This is a genomic window from Streptomyces sp. NPDC002788, assembly GCF_053592115.1.
In genome coordinates, this window is record NZ_JBSFVB010000005.1 from 157,366 (window position 1) to 171,963 (window position 14,598).

The following is a 14,598-nucleotide window of genomic DNA, read 5'->3' on the forward strand; positions in this document are numbered from 1 at the left end:
GCTGCGATCGGCGCGGGTCTCTGGGGCAGTTGGGCCAACAGGACCCGCAGGGTCCGTAACGACGGCCCGGAGCTCATCGGATACGCCCGCTTCCGCGAGGCCATGGAGAGGCCTCGGCCCGGGAGCTGAGGGTCGGAGAACCAGCAGGTCACAAGCGCTTTAAGGCCCAGGGTCGCCCCGTACGGGCGGCCCTGACGGTGCGCTGACAGGACCGTCCCGTACTGTCGAGTCATGCCACGCCGCACCGCGACGATGCTCGCCTCCACCCTGATGCTGATCGCGCTCCTGTGCGCGGGAGTGTTCATCCCCGTGCCGTATTCGGAGATGTCCCCGGGGCCGACGGTGAACACGCTCGGCGATCACGACGGTGAGCCGGTGCTGCAGATCTCGGGGCGGAAAACCTATCCGACCACCGGCCATCTGAACATGACCACGGTCCGGGTCACGAGCGCCGACTACCGGATGAACCTGGTCGAGGCCGTCTACGGCTGGCTGGCGCATGACAACAAGGTCGTGCCGCACGACACGCTCTACCCGGACGGCAAGACCGAGGAGCAGTCCACCCAGGAGAACGCCGAGGAGTTCAGCCAGTCCCAGGAGAGCGCCAAGGTCGCCGCGCTGCAGGAACTCGACGTTCCGGTGAAGTCCTGGGTGATCGTCTCGACGGTCGTCAAGGGGACTCCGGCCGAGGGCAAGCTGCACGCGGGGGATGTGATCAAGGCCGTCGACGGTACGACGGTGAAGGAACCGGCCGACGTCGCGAAGCTCGTCACCAAGCACAAGCCGGGCCAGGACGTCCGCTTCACGATCGTGCCGGCCAAGGAGCAGGCCGCCGCGGAGAAGGAGAAGCGGACACCGACCCGTACGGAGAACGTCACCGTCACCACGACGACGTCCGACGACACCGGTAAGAAGCGCGCCATCGTCGGGATCTCCGCGGGCACCGACCACACGTTCCCGTTCACCATCGACATCAAGCTGGCGGACGTCGGCGGGCCGAGCGCCGGGCTGATGTTCGCGCTCGGCGTCTACGACAAGCTCACGCCGGGCAGCCTGACCGGGGGCAAGTTCGTGGCGGGCACCGGCACGATCGACGACCAGGGCAAAGTCGGTCCGATCGGCGGCATCGAGATGAAGACCGTGGGCGCGCGGGCCAAGGGCGCGCAGTACTTCCTGACGCCTGCCGACAACTGCGCGGCGGCCGCCAGGGACACCCCCCGGGGCCTCACCCTCATCAAGGTGGACACCATCCAGGACGCCCTCGGCGCCCTGAAGGATCTCCGCACCGGCGACACCGCGGACCTGCCGAAGTGCACTGAGTAGCCCCCAGGGCGGGTGGGCCCGGCGCGGCCGGCCGGAGCCCACAGCCCTTCGGCGCTACTCCTCGAACGTCGCCGCCAAGGCCTCCGCCAGGCCCGGGACCAGGTCGGAGCCCGTCAGGACCTCCGTGGGGGAGTCCTTCTCGCGCAGGCGCAGGGCCGAGTCGCGGGCGCCGTCGCGCAGGACCGCGACCGTCATGCGGACCTCCTGCCGCTCCGGGTGGTCGGCCACCCACTTCGTCAGCGCCGCCTCGCTCAGATCCTTCGGAACCTGGGCCTCCGCGGACGGCGGCAGCATCAGGCGCTCCACGGTGAGGGCGCAGCCGGCCACCGCGTCGGGCCAGGCGATGGTGGCGAGGAACTCGTCGAGCGGCTTGCCCGTTGGAATCTCGTCCTGCTCGATCGGGGTGAGGCCGGTGGTCTCGGGCGCGTCGCCCAGGCCGAGCCGGTCCGCGAGCGAGGGCTGTTCGGCCTTCAGCCGTGCGGTGTCGACGAGGGCGAAGAGGCGGGCCGGCTGGTCCCAGCCGAGGCCGGAGACGTACTCGTCGATCTCGAGCACGGCCCGGGTGAGCGGGTTCGCCGCCATGGGAGTGTTGGACATGGTCACAATCCTGCCTCGTTCCTGGCCGGAATCGGGAACCGAGTAAACGGTGAGTAAGTTGCATAGGTGGGGGCCCACGAACACGGGGGCCACGGACGGCCCGTGACGACGCGGGTCTGACGAATCAACAGCGAACTTCGAGGTGCGCACCTTGGCTTTCCAGATGCCGGACCGCGGCGGAGGCCCGACAGGGCCGCGGATCAGAGCGGGCCGCCCGTCCCGGCGTGTCCGAACCCTGCTCATGACGCTGGGCGTCCTGGCCGTCCTCGGCATGGCGTTCACCATGTTCGCGGGCTTTTGGACGGACTGGCTCTGGTACCGGTCGGTGGACTACTCGTCGGTCTTCACCACCACCTTGTGGACCAAGATCGGGCTCTTCTTCGTCTTCGGCCTGCTCATGGCCCTGGCGGTCGGCTTCAACATCTGGCTGGCGCATCGGATGCGGCCGCCGCTGAGCGCCATGTCGATGGAGCAGCAGAACCTCGACCGCTACCGGATGGGCATCGCGCCCTACAAGACGTGGCTGCTGTTCGGGATCACCGCCCTGGTGGGCCTGATCGCCGGCGCCTCCGCGTCCGGCCAGTGGCGCACATGGCTGATGTGGGTCAACGGCGTGCCGTTCGGCCAGAAGGACCCCCAGTTCAAGCTGGACGTCTCCTTCTACGCCTTCGACCTGCCCTGGTACCGGTTCCTGCTCGGCTTCGGTTTCGCCGCCGCGATCCTGTCCGTGATCGCCGCCGCGCTCACCCACTACCTGTACGGCGGGCTGCGAGTCACCAGCCCCGGCGCCCGCGCCACGGCTGCGGCCACCGGGCACCTGTCGGTGCTCATCGGCATCTTCGTGGCTCTGAAGGCGGTCGCCTACTGGCTCGACCGGTACGGACTCGCGGTGAAGTCCAGCGATTTCCGGGCGACCGACAACTGGACGGGTCTGCGGTACGTCGACGCCAACGCCTACCTGCCGGCCAAGACCATCCTGTTCTGCATCGCCGTCATCTGCGCGCTGCTGTTCTTCGCCACGCTCTGGCGGCGCACCTGGCAGCTGCCCGTGATCGGCTTCGGCCTGATGGTGCTCTCCGCGATCCTCATCGGCGGCCTCTACCCGGCGATCGTGCAGAAGTTCCAGGTCCAGCCGAACGAGCAGGCCAAGGAAGCGCCGTACGTCGAGAAGAACCTCGAGGCGACGCGCAAGGCCTACGGCATCGACGGCACCAAGGTCACCGACTACTCGGGCTCGAGCAAGACCGAGGACAAGACCACGCTCCGCGACGACGTCGGCTCCACGGCGAGCATCCGGATCATGGACCCGAACATCGTCTCGCCGACGTTCCAGCAGCTGCAGCAGATCAGGAACTACTACGCGTTCCCGAACAACCTGGACGTCGACCGCTACACCAAGGACGGCAAGGACCAGGACACGGTCATCGGCCTGCGTGAGCTGAACCTCGCGGGCATCCCCAAGAAGAACTGGATCAACAACCACTTCCGCTACACCCACGGATACGGAGTGGTCGCCGCCGAGGGCACCAGCGCCGACGCCCAGGGCCGCCCGGTCTTCACGGAGTCCGACCTGCCCTCCAAGGGTGACCTCGGCACGTACGAGCAGCGGGTCTACTACGGCGAGAAGACGACCACGTACTCGATCGTCGGCGGTCCCCAGAAGGAGATCGACTACTCCGACGACAACGGCGAGAAGACCACCAGCTACAAGGGTGACAGCGGGGTCAACCTCTCCAGCCCGGTCAACCGGGCCGCGTACGCGGTCGCGTTCGGCGAGCCGCAGATCCTGTACTCCGGCGCCATCGGCGACGGCTCGCGGATCCTGTACAACCGCACGCCCAAGGAGCGCGTCGAAGCGGTCGCCCCCTGGCTGACCATCGACGGCGACGCCTACCCCGCGGTGGTGAACCACCGGATCCAGTGGATCGTCGACGCGTACACGACGACGAACGGCTACCCGTACTCCTCGCGCACCACCCTCGGTGACACGACGGCCGACTCGCTGACCGCCGCCAACGACAACCGCGCGGTGGTGGCCCAGCAGAACCAGGTCAACTACATCCGCAACTCGGTGAAGGCGACCGTCGACGCGTACACCGGCGAGGTCAAGCTCTACCAGTGGGACACCAAGGACCCGGTCCTGAAGACCTGGATGAAGGCCTTCCCGGACACGGTGGAGCCCAAGAGCGACATCTCCAAGGACCTCATGGACCACCTGCGGTACCCGCAGGACCTGTTCAAGGTCCAGCGGGAACTGCTCACCCGCTACCACGTGAGGGACGCCACGACGTTCCTCAGCGGCAGCGAGGTCTGGCAGGTGCCGGACGACCCGACGAACCGGTCGGGCAACGCGGTCCCGCCGTACTACCTGAGCATGAGGATGCCCGACCAGAAGGCACAGGCGTTCTCGCTGACGACGACCTTCACGCCCAACGGCCGGGACAACCTCAGCGCGTTCATGGCGGTCGACGCCGAGGCGGGCACCAGTGGCTACGGCAAGATCAGAATCCTGAAACTGCCGACGAACACGACGGTCAACGGGCCCAAGCAGGTCCAGAGCCAGTTCAACTCCCAAGAGGACATCGCCGAGTCCATCAGGCTCCTGAGAGGCGGCGACTCCGAAGTCGAGTACGGCAACCTGCTGACGGTGCCGCTCGACGGAGGACTGCTGTACGTGGAGCCGGTCTACGTACGCGGTGGTGGACTGAAGTACCCGCTGCTGCGCAAGGTGTTGGTCACCTACGGAGGCCAGACCGCGTTCGAGAACACGCTCGACGAGGCCCTCAACAAGGTCTTCGGAACGGAGGGCGCGACCCCCGAGCCACCGGACGAGGGTGACACCGAGACGACGCCGCCACCGCCGACGTCCGACAACCCGACGGTCCAACAGGCCCTGGAGGACGCCCAGAAGGCGTTCGACGCGGGCCAGGAGGCCCTGAAGAAGAACGACTGGGAGGCGTACGGCCGGGCGCAGAAGGACCTCGAGGAGGCCCTGCGGAGGGCCGAGGACGCCCAGGCCGAGGCGAGCCGCGGGGGCGCCGGGGGCGGCGAGAGCAAGCCCAGCGGCAGCCCCGGCGGCAGTCCGAGCCCGAAGCCGAGCAGTTAGGGCCTGGCCTGGTGAAATGCCCGCCCCGCGCCGTGATACGGTTGTGAACACAACGGCGCGGGGTGGAGCAGCTCGGTAGCTCGCTGGGCTCATAACCCAGAGGTCGCAGGTTCAAATCCTGTCCCCGCTACTGAAGTCGCGATGTCCGAGTGACGAAGCGGCGACGAAGGCCCGGATTCCACAAAGGAATCCGGGCCTTCGTGATGTGCGAACGCATGTGCTGGCGGGGTCTGCGGCCGCGCCGCCGGGGGGAGTTGTGCAATCCGTGTTTGACTTGTCTCTCTGTGGGCATGTCGACAAAACGCTGTAGTGACCTCACTGGCTGCGGTATACGAGGTGTACCCAGGTTGCAGGTGGTGCGACGATGGACGTTATGGGGGACAAGGCAACTCTGTTCGGGACAGGGCGTTTTGTGCAGACTTCCGGCCGGGAGGACATCGACACCCCGGACGAGGCCGGGGAGCTCGCCGACGAGGCGGCCGAAGAGCTGCGTCAGCGGCTCGCCGCGGAGGCCGGTGATGTCGAGGCGATGAGTGTCCTCGGAGCCATGCTGCTGCGCCGTGGTGATCTCGACGGTGCCGAACCTCATCTGCGTGCCGCCACCGCCGCGGGCGACCGGGCCGCCGCCAACAACCTCGGGGTCCTTCTCCACCAGCGCGGATACGCCGACGAGGCCGCCGGATGGTGGCGGATCGCCGCCGTCGCCGGATCCGCGGCGGCCGCGCACGCCCTCGGTCGGCACCACCGCGAGCGCGGTGACGAACCCGCCGCCGAGTACTGGCTGCGCCAGTCCGCCGAACAGGGCCACACCCTGGGCGCGTACGCCCTGGCCGACCTGCTGGAGCACCGCGGTGACGCCGGGGCCGAGCAGTGGATGCGGGTCGCGGCCGAGCGCGGGCACCGGGAGGCGGCGTACCGGCTGGCGAGGGCGCTGGACCGGAAGGCGGCGGGGGACACCGGCGGTGACAACGGTGTCCAGGTGTCCGACGAGGCCGAGCAGTGGTACCGGCAGGCCGCAGCGCGCGGGCACCGCCGGGCCGCACTGCACCTCGGGACGATCCTGGAGCGCCGCGGCGAGCTCAAGGAGGCCGGGCGCTGGTACCTGACGTCCGCCAAGGACGGCGAGGCGCGGGCCGCCTGCGCGCTCGGTTTCCTGCTGCGCGACGCCGGCGACACCGAGAGCGCGGCCGTGTGGTGGCTGCGGGCCGCCCAGGACGGCGACGGCAACGCGGCCAACGCGTTGGGCGCGCTGCACGCCGAGCGGGGCGAGACCCAGACCGCCGAGCGGTGGTACCGGGCCGCGATGGACGCGGGCGACGTGAACGGCGCGTACAACCTCGGGCTGCTCTGCGCGGAACAGGGTCGCACCCCGCAGGCCGAGCAGTGGTACCGGCGTGCGGCCTACGCCGGGCACCGGGAGGCCGCGAACGCGTTGGCGATCCTGCTGCTGCAGGGCGGGGACGAGACGGGCGCGGAGCCGTGGTTCTCCAAGGCCGCGGAGGCCGGGAGCGTGGACGCGGCGTTCAACCTGGGCATCCTCCACGCCGGGCGGGGCGAGGAGGAGGCCGCGCTGCGCTGGTACGAGCGTGCCGCTGCGGCCGGGCACACCGAGGCGGCGTTGCAGGTCGGCATGGCTCGGCTGCGGGAGGGCGACGAGCAGGAGGCCGAGCGGCATCTGCGGTGTGCGGCCGGGGGTGGCAGCGCGGAGGCGGCGTACCGGCTGGCGACCGTGCTCGACGCGCGGCGGCCGCCGGAGCCGGCGCATGAGCTCGGGGAGCCGGTGCACCGGCGGAGCGAGTGCGAGGAGTGGTACGAGCGGGCGGCCTCGCAGGGCCACCGGCGGGCGCAGGTCCGGGTGGGCATGCTGGCCGCGGCCCGGGGCGATGTCGTCGAGGCGGCTCGGTGGTACCGGGAGGCGGCCGAGGCCGGGTCGCGCAACGGTGCGTTCAATCTCGGGCTGTTGCTGGCCCGGGAGGGGAGTGAGCCCGAGGCGGCGGTCTGGTGGACGCGGGCGGCTGACGCCGGGCACGGGCGGGCGGCGTTGCGGCTGGCCCTGGTCTACGCGCGTCGGGGTGAGCTGGCGGAGGGGCAGCGGTGGGCCGACCGGGCGGTATCGCTCGGGCCGGAGTCCGTGGCCGAGCGGGCGGCACGGTTGCGGGACGCGCTGCGGCAGGAGCTGTCGGCTTGAGGCACGGGTGCGGGGTGCTCGGCGTGGTTACTGAGGCCGGGTGGGTCCCGCAGCACGGGGGAGCGGGGTGCATAGGGGCCCCGACTCTCGACTTCGCTCGTGCAGGGGATGCCCCTTGCAACCCACCTTCCCCAAGGCTCTCTTTTTCCCTGAGCAGGGCGGACTCCCAGCGGCCCAGCGGCACGCTTGCCCGCCGCTGAGCGGAGCGTCGGGTCGTGGATGAGCGGGACCGGCGGGCCGCGGGCGAGCGGGAGGGGCGGCTTGCGGGCGAGCGGCCATCGGTGGCCGGCTGGCAGGCGGGAGTGGTGGGGTGCGGGTACGCGGGGTCGGCGGGGCGCAGCGGCGTCCGACGGTTGCCGGGGCGGCGGGTGCGGTCGGGTGGGATCGGTTGCGGTCGCAGAGGGAGCGGGGGGCTTGCAGGCGAGCCGGATCGGTTGCGGCGCAGGCTGGTGTGGTGGGGCGCGGCCGGCCGGGGCAGCGGGCCGTGGTTCCGGATCGGCGTGAAGCGATTTGCATCCGCCCTCGTCATTGACGTAACGTTGCATTCATCGCCGCGGGGTGGAGCAGCTCGGTAGCTCGCTGGGCTCATAACCCAGAGGTCGCAGGTTCAAATCCTGTCCCCGCTACTGAAGGCCGAGGGCCGGAATCCGAAAGGGTTCCGGCCCTCGGTGTGTTTGCTGCTTCCTGTTGCGGCACGTTGCGGGCAGCGCAAAGCCCCGGCGACCCATCGGTGCCGGGGCTCTGGTGTGGTAGGGCTACGCGACCGCGCAGTTCGGGCAGACGCCGCGGTACGTCACCTCGACGTCGGAGACCGTGAAGCCGAAGCGCTCCGAGTCGGGGAGGTCCGCCAGGGGGTTCCCGACGGGGTGGACGTCGCGGATCGCGCCGCACTGGGCGCACACCAGGTGGTGGTGCGGCTGGTGGGCGTTCGGGTCGTATCGCTTGGCGCGCTGGTCCGTGGAGACCTCCAGCACCTCGCCGAGGGTGACGAGCTCACCCAGCGTGTTGTAGACCGTGGCCCGGGAGATCTCCGGCAGCTTGGCGACGGCCCGGGCGTGGACCTCGTCGGCTGTCAGATGGACATGTTCGCCGTCGAGGACCTCGGCCACGACGCGTCGCTGCGCGGTCATCCGCCATCCGCGTCCGCGCAGGCGTTCCAGAAGGTCACTCATAGCCACCAGCCTAACAGCTAAGGGAACCAGGTCCCGAACAGGTGTGAGTTTAGAGTTCTACTTGCTTTAGATATTGTCTATTGTAGGACGAGGGGCGACTTTGTCGGAGGGGCAGGTCGGGCAGGAGTGGCGCAGTGGGGCGCACACCGGCTCGACGGAAGCGGGCAACGCCTGTGACTCCTGGAGCCTCTCGCCCGAGTCCCCGCGTCAGGTGACCTGACTGTTCGGCGACCGGAGCACCCCCGGCTCACGTAGCCGCCTGTACTCGGAGATCGGCAGTACAGCCGTGGTGCCAAGCGGTTGATCGCGATCTGGATTATCACAGCACTGTTATATTAGCGCTGTGACATCTTCGGATCCCACAGCGCTACCCGATCCATGGCGCTCCCTGCACGCGCTTCTGGCAGCCATGGACGCCGAGATCGAGCAGGTCTACGTCGAGCGTGGCATCGAGGGGGTGCGGCCTCGGTTTGCCTATCCGCTGATCCGGCTCGCCCACACCGGACCACTGACCATTCGCGAGCTTGCGAAGTCCCTGGACCGCTCGCACTCCGCTATCAGCCAGACCATCGCCGCCATGCGCAAGGAGGATCTGGTCACCTCCGAGCCGGGGCCCGACGCCCGCACCCGGCGCATCGACCTGACCGAGCGCGGCAGGTCGCTGGTGCCGTTCCTGGAGGCGGAGTGGCGCGCTACCCATGAGGCGGTCGCCGAGCTGGACGGCGAAATCCCGTACGCGATGACCACCGTTGTCGAGGAGGTGCGGCGGGCGCTGGAACGCCGGTCGATGCGGCAGCGGATCCTTCACCACCTTGTCGAGCCCCCGCGATGAGGGGAGGCATCCGGTTCCTCGACACCCGCCCGCTGCGTAGCAGTCAGGCGTTTCGCGACCTGTGGATCGGCACCTCGGTTTCTCAACTCGGCGGACAGATAGCCAATGTGACGGTGCTGGCCCAGGTCTGGGACCTGACCGGCAGCCCCGTGGGCACCGGCGCCATCGGGCTCGCTACCGGCCTGCCGATGGTGTTGTTCGGGCTGCTCGGCGGCACGTTGGCCGATGCCGTTGACCGCCGTGCGGTGGTGCGGGCCACCACCGCGGGCCAAGTGCTGGCCGCCGCGGGGCTGTGTGCCCAGGCCCTTGCGGACAACCGCAACGTGCTGCTGCTGCTCGCCCTGGTCGCCGTGGGGACGAGTTGCAGCGCTCTGGGAGCTCCTGCCCGGCGTACCTTCCCGGTCCGGCTGCTGCCGGGCGACCAGGTCGCGGCCGGTATTGCGCTGACCAACGTCTCCTTCCAGGCAGCGATGCTGGCCGGGCCCGCGACGGCCGGGCTGATCATCGCCCGCTGGGATTTCCCTGCCGCATACGCGGTCCAGGCGATGGCCATGGCAGTTTCGATGCTCGCGGTGATCCGCCTGCCCGCCGTGCGGCCCGAAGGCACCCACGCGGCAGGCGGCAGGCGCCGGCCAGAGCGTGGCGGTTGGCGGATCGTCCTGCGCCGCCCGACGCTGTGGGGCTCGATGGCCACCGACCTGTCCGCAACGCTGCTCGCCATGCCCATCGCCCTCTTCCCGCTGGTCAACGAGATCCGCTTCGGAGGAAATCCGCAGACCCTCGGCCTGTGCCTCTCCGCCGTCGCGGTCGGGGGAATCACGGCCGGTCTGTTCTCCGGCACAGTGACGCGCTGGCGCCGAGGCGGCCTCGTACAGCTGTCCGCAGCCGGTGTCTGGGGCCTGGCGCTGGCCTGTTTCGGCCTGGCGGGGCCGCTGTGGCTGGCGCTCGGCTGCCTGGTCGTGGCGGGCGCTGCCGACACCGTGGCGGTCGTCACCCGCAGTGCCCTGGTCCAATTGGAGACCCCGGACGCGTACCGGGGACGGGTCTCCTCGGTAGAACACGTCATCGGTGTCGCCGGCCCCGAGCTCGGCAACTTCCGTGGTGGCCTGTTGGCGTCTGCCACCTCCGCCCCCTTCTCCCTGGTCTTCGGCGGACTGTCCGCGATCCTGGCGATCGCCGCCGTGGCCGCGGCCAACGGACCCCTTCGCGCCTACCGCACGCCTCCTGCCGCCGCGAAGCCAACCGCCCCTGGAGTCGCCGACGCTGCGGCCGCTGGTCAGGTTTCCTGATTCGCCTCCGGCCCTGACGGCCGGTGAGCGGTCATCAGCGTCCTGCACCGCTGACGCTCCTCACCGGGCGTCACCAACCCTTCGGCGGCGTCCGGATCACACAGCGGACGCAAGGCCCCCCGGGCAGCTCGGGAAGTCGGAAGGAATACCGGCCGAGCACGTTGATGTGATGGCGGACGAACGGGGAGAGGCGGGCTGGACCGCTCGCGGTAGTGGACGGGCCGGGTCCCCTGAGAGGGGGCCCGGCCCGTCCGTGCAGTTACGCGGGAACCTGCTGCCGTGCGAGTACCCAGCAGCGGATGATGTCGCGGACCGAGACGATGCCGGCGGGTTCGCCGCCGTCCAGCACGATGAGGTGCCGGAAGCCGCCATGGGTCATGGCGCCGGCCGCCTCTTCCAGGGTCCAGGCCGGAGCGGCGAACACGACGTCGGTGGTGGTGTGGGCGTGGGCGTGTTCCGTGTCCGGGTCCTGGCCCAGGCCAACGGAGTTGAGGATGTCGCGTTCGGTGAGGATGCCGATGCCGCCGGCGTCGGGGTCATGGACCACGGCCGCCCCCACCCGGCGCGCGGACATCAGCGCGGCGGCCTGGCGCAGGGTGTGGGTCGGGCCGATGGTGAGGACGACGGTACTCATGGCGTCACGGACGAGCATGGATGGAGCCACCTCCTGGGAGTGTCCCCGCCGTTTGTTCAGCGTTTCACAAGTTCACAAGCGGGGGGACTCTCAGAGTGGCAGGCAAAGGGAGGGTCAACAAGGGGGCACTCGGTAACAACGGGGCGCTCAGTAGCGCTGGTTGAGGTATCCGAGCAACTCGTCGTGCAGCAGGCCGTTCGACGCGGCCGCGTTGCCGCTGTGCGGACCCGGGCGGGCGTCCAGTCCGGTGAAGGTACCGCCGGCCTCCGTCACGATGATCGCGTTGGCGGCCATGTCCCACAGGGACAGCTCCGGCTCGGCGCACATGTCCACGGAGCCCTCCGCGACCATCATGTACGGCCAGAAGTCGCCGTAGGCGCGTGTGCGCCACACCTCGCGGGTGAGGTCGAGGAAGCCGTCGAGGCGGCCCTGTTCCTCCCAGCCGCTGAGCGACGAGTACGCGAGGGAGGCGTCGGAGAGCTTCGAGACGCGGGAGACCTGCAGCCGGGTGGCCTTGGTGAGGCTGCGGCCGGAGAAGGCGCCGTGGCCCTTCGCGGCCCACCAGCGGCGGCCGAGGGCGGGGGCGGAGACGACGCCGACGACGGGCTGGAAGCCGCCCTCGCCGGCCTCCATGAGGGAGATGAGGGTCGCCCAGACGGGGACGCCGCGGACGTAGTTCTTCGTGCCGTCGATCGGGTCGATGACCCAGCGGCGGGGGCCGGTGCCCTCGACGCCGTACTCCTCGCCGAGGATCGCGTCTCTCGGGCGGGCGCGCTGGAGTTGGCTACGGACGAGTTCCTCTGCGGCCTTGTCGGCTTCGCTCACCGGGGTCATGTCCGGTTTGGTCTCGACCTTGAGGTCGAGGGCCTTGAACCGGTCCGTCGTCGCGGCGTCGGCGGCGTCGGCGAGAACGTGTGCGAGACGCAGGTCGTCGAGGTAGTCGGGCATGTGACGAACCTATCTGCCGAGGTGGGGGTGGGGCTACCGGGGGTTTGTGAGGGTGGGGGGAGTGGTCGAGTGGTGTGGAGGGACGCTCGGCGCCGGCATCGAGGCCGGGCGGGTGCGCAACCCGGCGCGACGGGCTCCCGCTGCGCCCGCCCGTACCGCCCCGGCGACACGACTGCCCGCAGCGTCGGGAACCACGCCGCGCCCGCACCCGCCGTGCGGCGCAAGCGGCCTCGCCGACGGTGACCACCCGGCTGAGCCGGACGACCGGGCTGTCGGTCACGCTCGTGAGCCGGCACCCGCGCAGGTCGGCTCGAACCCGCCCCCGCGTGCGTTCGCGAACCCTTGACAGTGGTCGGGTGCGCGTCAAACCTGGGCGCAGAGCCGCTCGCCCCAAGGGGAGGCGATGATGCCTGCAGCGCGGGAATCTCTACTGGACGCCGCCTTCACGGCGCTGGCGTACCGGCCGTGGTCCGCCGTACGCATGGTGGAGGTGGCCGCTGCGGCAGAGGTGTCCCGGCAGACGCTGTACAACGAGTTCGGCAGCAAGGACGGTCTCGCCCGGGCCCTCGTGAGGAGAGAAGCCGACGGTTATCTCGCCGGGGTCGACCGCGCGCTCGCCGGTCACGCCGACCCCCGCGACCGGCTCACAGCCACCGCCGAATGGACCGCCTCCGCCGCCCGCGACAATGTCCTGGTCCGGGCCCTGCTCACCGGCTGCTGGAGCGAGTGTCTGCCCTCGCCGACCCTGACGGCCGTGCCCTCCGGCTCCGCCGTACCGGCCCAGCGTCGCGCCGACGGCCCGCTGCCCTCGCCCGGCGACTTCGTCGCCCTCGTCCGCGACCGGGCCGTCAGCGTCCTGGCCGGCCCCGGCGTACCCAGGCCCGACACCGCCGACCTGGCCCGCTCCTGCGAACTCGCCGTCCGGCTCGCCCTGTCCTGCGTGTCCGCACCACCCGGCGAGGGCGGCGTGGCCGACCTGGTCCGCAGCGCCCTGCACCGGCAATCCGGATGACAGGGCGTCGGTCCGAGGTCAGTGTGCCGACCCCGACAACTGCAGCCCGACCACGCCGATGATGACGAAGCTGATCGACACGATCTTCAGGGTCGACACCAGGTCACCCAGGAACACCATGCCGTAGATCGCCGTGCCCGCCGCCCCGATGCCGGTCCACACCGCGTACGCGGGGCCCACGTCGAGTTTCTTGAGCGCCAGCGTCAACAGGCCGAAACTGCCGATTGCGAAGACGCAGAACGCGATGGTCGGCCAGAGCCGGGTGAAGCCGTGCGACAGCTTCAGGCACACGGCGAAGCCGGTCTCCAGCAACCCTGCCACGATGACCAGCAGCCACGCCATGAGGTGTCCTCCCGTGTCCCACGTTCAGTGACCGCTACGTCCGGGTCCATCAAGTTTTGGTCAGGCTTGCATCCGGCTTGGTGCGATTATGCACTTACCGTCCGCACGGCAGGACAAACAACGCGGAGGTCAGTCGCCTTCCGTCCGCTCCCGCGCGGCCAGCAGCCGCCGCAGCGAGTACAGCCGCGCCGCATCCGCGTGCCCCTCGGCCACCCACGCGTCCAGCGCGCAGTCCGGCTCGTCGTGGCTGCACGCGCGGGGGCAGCCCTCGGTGCCCGGTTCCAGGTCGGGGAAGGCGTGGATGACCTGGGACGGATCCACGTGGTTGAGCCCGAAGGACCGCACGCCGGGAGTGTCGATCACCCAGCCGGCGCCGCCGGACAGCGGCAGCGCCAGCGCCGAGGTCGTGGTGTGCCGGCCGCGGCCCGTCACCGCGTTCACATGACCGGTCGAACGCCGCTGTTCCTGCGGCACCAGTGCGTTGACCAGGGTCGTCTTGCCGACACCGGAGTGTCCGACGAACGCGGTGATCTTGCCGTCGAGCTGCTCGCGCACGCGGGCGACGGCGGTGCCGTTCTGCAGTTCCTCGCGGCTGGTGACGACGTAGGGGATGTCGAGGTGGCCGTACAGCTCCAGCAGCTCGTCGGGCGGGGCGAGGTCCGACTTGGTCAGGACCAGCAGCGGGTCCAGGCCGCCGGCGTAGGCCGCGACCAGGCAGCGGTCGATCAGCCGGGGGCGGGGCTCCGGGTCGGCCAGGGCGGTGACGACGGCCAGCTGATCGGCGTTGGCCACGACCACCCGCTCGTACGGATCGTCGTCGTCCGCCGTGCGGCGCAGCACGGAGGTGCGCTTCTCGATGCGCACGATCCTCGCGAGTGAGTCCTTCCTGCCGGACAGGTCGCCCACGATGGCCACCCGGTCGCCGACGACCGCGGCCTTGCGGCCCAGCTCGCGGGCCTTCATCGCCATGACCACACGGTCCTCGACGAGGCACGTCAGGCGGCCCCGGTCGACGGTGAGGACGAGGCCTTCGGCGGCGTCCTCGTGCTTGGGGCGGATGTTCGTCCGGGGCCGGGTGTTCCGGCGGCCCGGGCGGGTGCGGATGTCGTCCTCGTCGGTGTGCTTGCCGTAGCGGCGCATGACGTGATCCCTGCG

Annotated in this window: 12 protein-coding genes and 2 tRNA genes; 8 read left to right on the top strand and 6 right to left on the bottom strand. The window is 70.2% G+C overall.

The window, feature by feature from the left end; all coding sequences use genetic code 11:
• The first annotated feature begins 231 nt into the window (after nucleotides 1-231).
• The gene (locus ACWD1U_RS11715; RefSeq protein WP_451106650.1) at nucleotides 232-1,323 is read left to right on the top strand and encodes a YlbL family protein; all 1,092 of its coding nucleotides are present in this window, start codon (nucleotides 232-234) and stop codon (nucleotides 1,321-1,323) included.
• A 54-nt stretch (nucleotides 1,324-1,377) separates the two neighbouring features.
• On the opposite strand, the gene ACWD1U_RS11720 is transcribed toward ACWD1U_RS11715, so the two are convergent.
• Nucleotides 1,378-1,920, bottom strand: a complete 543-nt coding sequence (locus ACWD1U_RS11720) for a PPA1309 family protein (protein WP_451106652.1) — start codon at nucleotides 1,918-1,920, stop codon at nucleotides 1,378-1,380.
• Between the two features lie 163 nt (nucleotides 1,921-2,083).
• Here ACWD1U_RS11720 and ACWD1U_RS11725 point away from each other — a divergent pair, with 163 nt between their 5' ends.
• The 4 genes from ACWD1U_RS11725 to ACWD1U_RS11740 all read left to right on the top strand — a co-directional run bounded on the left by ACWD1U_RS11725 (nucleotide 2,084) and on the right by ACWD1U_RS11740 (nucleotide 7,840).
• Nucleotides 2,084-5,026: a UPF0182 family membrane protein gene (locus tag ACWD1U_RS11725; RefSeq protein ID WP_451107002.1), complete on the top strand. Its 2,943-nt coding sequence runs from the start codon at nucleotides 2,084-2,086 to the stop codon at nucleotides 5,024-5,026.
• Nucleotides 5,027-5,082: 56 nt separating this feature from the next.
• Nucleotides 5,083-5,156 (top strand) — tRNA-Met (locus ACWD1U_RS11730).
• A gap of 234 nt (nucleotides 5,157-5,390) precedes the next feature.
• A complete protein-coding gene (locus tag ACWD1U_RS11735; RefSeq protein WP_451106653.1) occupies nucleotides 5,391-7,214 on the top strand; it encodes a tetratricopeptide repeat protein in 1,824 nt (607 codons plus the stop codon).
• A gap of 552 nt (nucleotides 7,215-7,766) precedes the next feature.
• Nucleotides 7,767-7,840 (top strand) — tRNA-Met (locus tag ACWD1U_RS11740).
• A gap of 129 nt (nucleotides 7,841-7,969) precedes the next feature.
• On the opposite strand, the gene ACWD1U_RS11745 is transcribed toward ACWD1U_RS11740, so the two are convergent.
• Nucleotides 7,970-8,386, bottom strand: a complete 417-nt coding sequence (locus ACWD1U_RS11745; RefSeq protein ID WP_451106655.1) for a Fur family transcriptional regulator — start codon at nucleotides 8,384-8,386, stop codon at nucleotides 7,970-7,972.
• 409 nt (nucleotides 8,387-8,795) lie between these two features.
• Between ACWD1U_RS11745 and ACWD1U_RS11750 the strand changes: the two genes are divergently transcribed.
• The gene (locus ACWD1U_RS11750) at nucleotides 8,796-9,218 is read left to right on the top strand and encodes a MarR family winged helix-turn-helix transcriptional regulator (RefSeq protein WP_451106657.1); all 423 of its coding nucleotides are present in this window, start codon (nucleotides 8,796-8,798) and stop codon (nucleotides 9,216-9,218) included.
• The gene (locus ACWD1U_RS11755) at nucleotides 9,215-10,507 is read left to right on the top strand and encodes an MFS transporter (RefSeq protein WP_451106659.1); all 1,293 of its coding nucleotides are present in this window, start codon (nucleotides 9,215-9,217) and stop codon (nucleotides 10,505-10,507) included. The genes ACWD1U_RS11750 and ACWD1U_RS11755 overlap by 4 nt, the downstream gene beginning before the upstream one ends.
• Before the next feature lie 259 nt (nucleotides 10,508-10,766).
• Here the strand turns inward: ACWD1U_RS11755 and ACWD1U_RS11760 are convergent, their stop codons facing one another.
• Nucleotides 10,767-11,159 (bottom strand): CBS domain-containing protein, encoded by a 393-nt coding sequence (locus ACWD1U_RS11760; protein ID WP_451106661.1) that lies wholly within the window; start codon nucleotides 11,157-11,159, stop codon nucleotides 10,767-10,769.
• Between the two features lie 129 nt (nucleotides 11,160-11,288).
• On the bottom strand, nucleotides 11,289-12,089 hold the full coding sequence (gene hisN / locus ACWD1U_RS11765) for a histidinol-phosphatase (RefSeq protein ID WP_451106663.1): 801 nt from the start codon (nucleotides 12,087-12,089) through the stop codon (nucleotides 11,289-11,291).
• Nucleotides 12,090-12,492: 403 nt separating this feature from the next.
• On the opposite strand from hisN, the gene ACWD1U_RS11770 reads away from it, so the two are divergent.
• Nucleotides 12,493-13,101, top strand: coding sequence for a TetR/AcrR family transcriptional regulator (locus ACWD1U_RS11770; protein WP_451106664.1), 609 nt, complete (start codon nucleotides 12,493-12,495; stop codon nucleotides 13,099-13,101).
• A gap of 18 nt (nucleotides 13,102-13,119) precedes the next feature.
• Here the strand turns inward: ACWD1U_RS11770 and ACWD1U_RS11775 are convergent, their stop codons facing one another.
• Nucleotides 13,120-13,443: a DMT family transporter gene (locus tag ACWD1U_RS11775; RefSeq protein WP_451106666.1), complete on the bottom strand. Its 324-nt coding sequence runs from the start codon at nucleotides 13,441-13,443 to the stop codon at nucleotides 13,120-13,122.
• Nucleotides 13,444-13,572: 129 nt separating this feature from the next.
• Entirely contained in the window at nucleotides 13,573-14,583 is a 1,011-nt protein-coding gene (gene rsgA / locus ACWD1U_RS11780; RefSeq protein ID WP_451106667.1) for a ribosome small subunit-dependent GTPase A, read from the bottom strand.
• Between the last annotated feature and the right edge of the window lie 15 nt (nucleotides 14,584-14,598).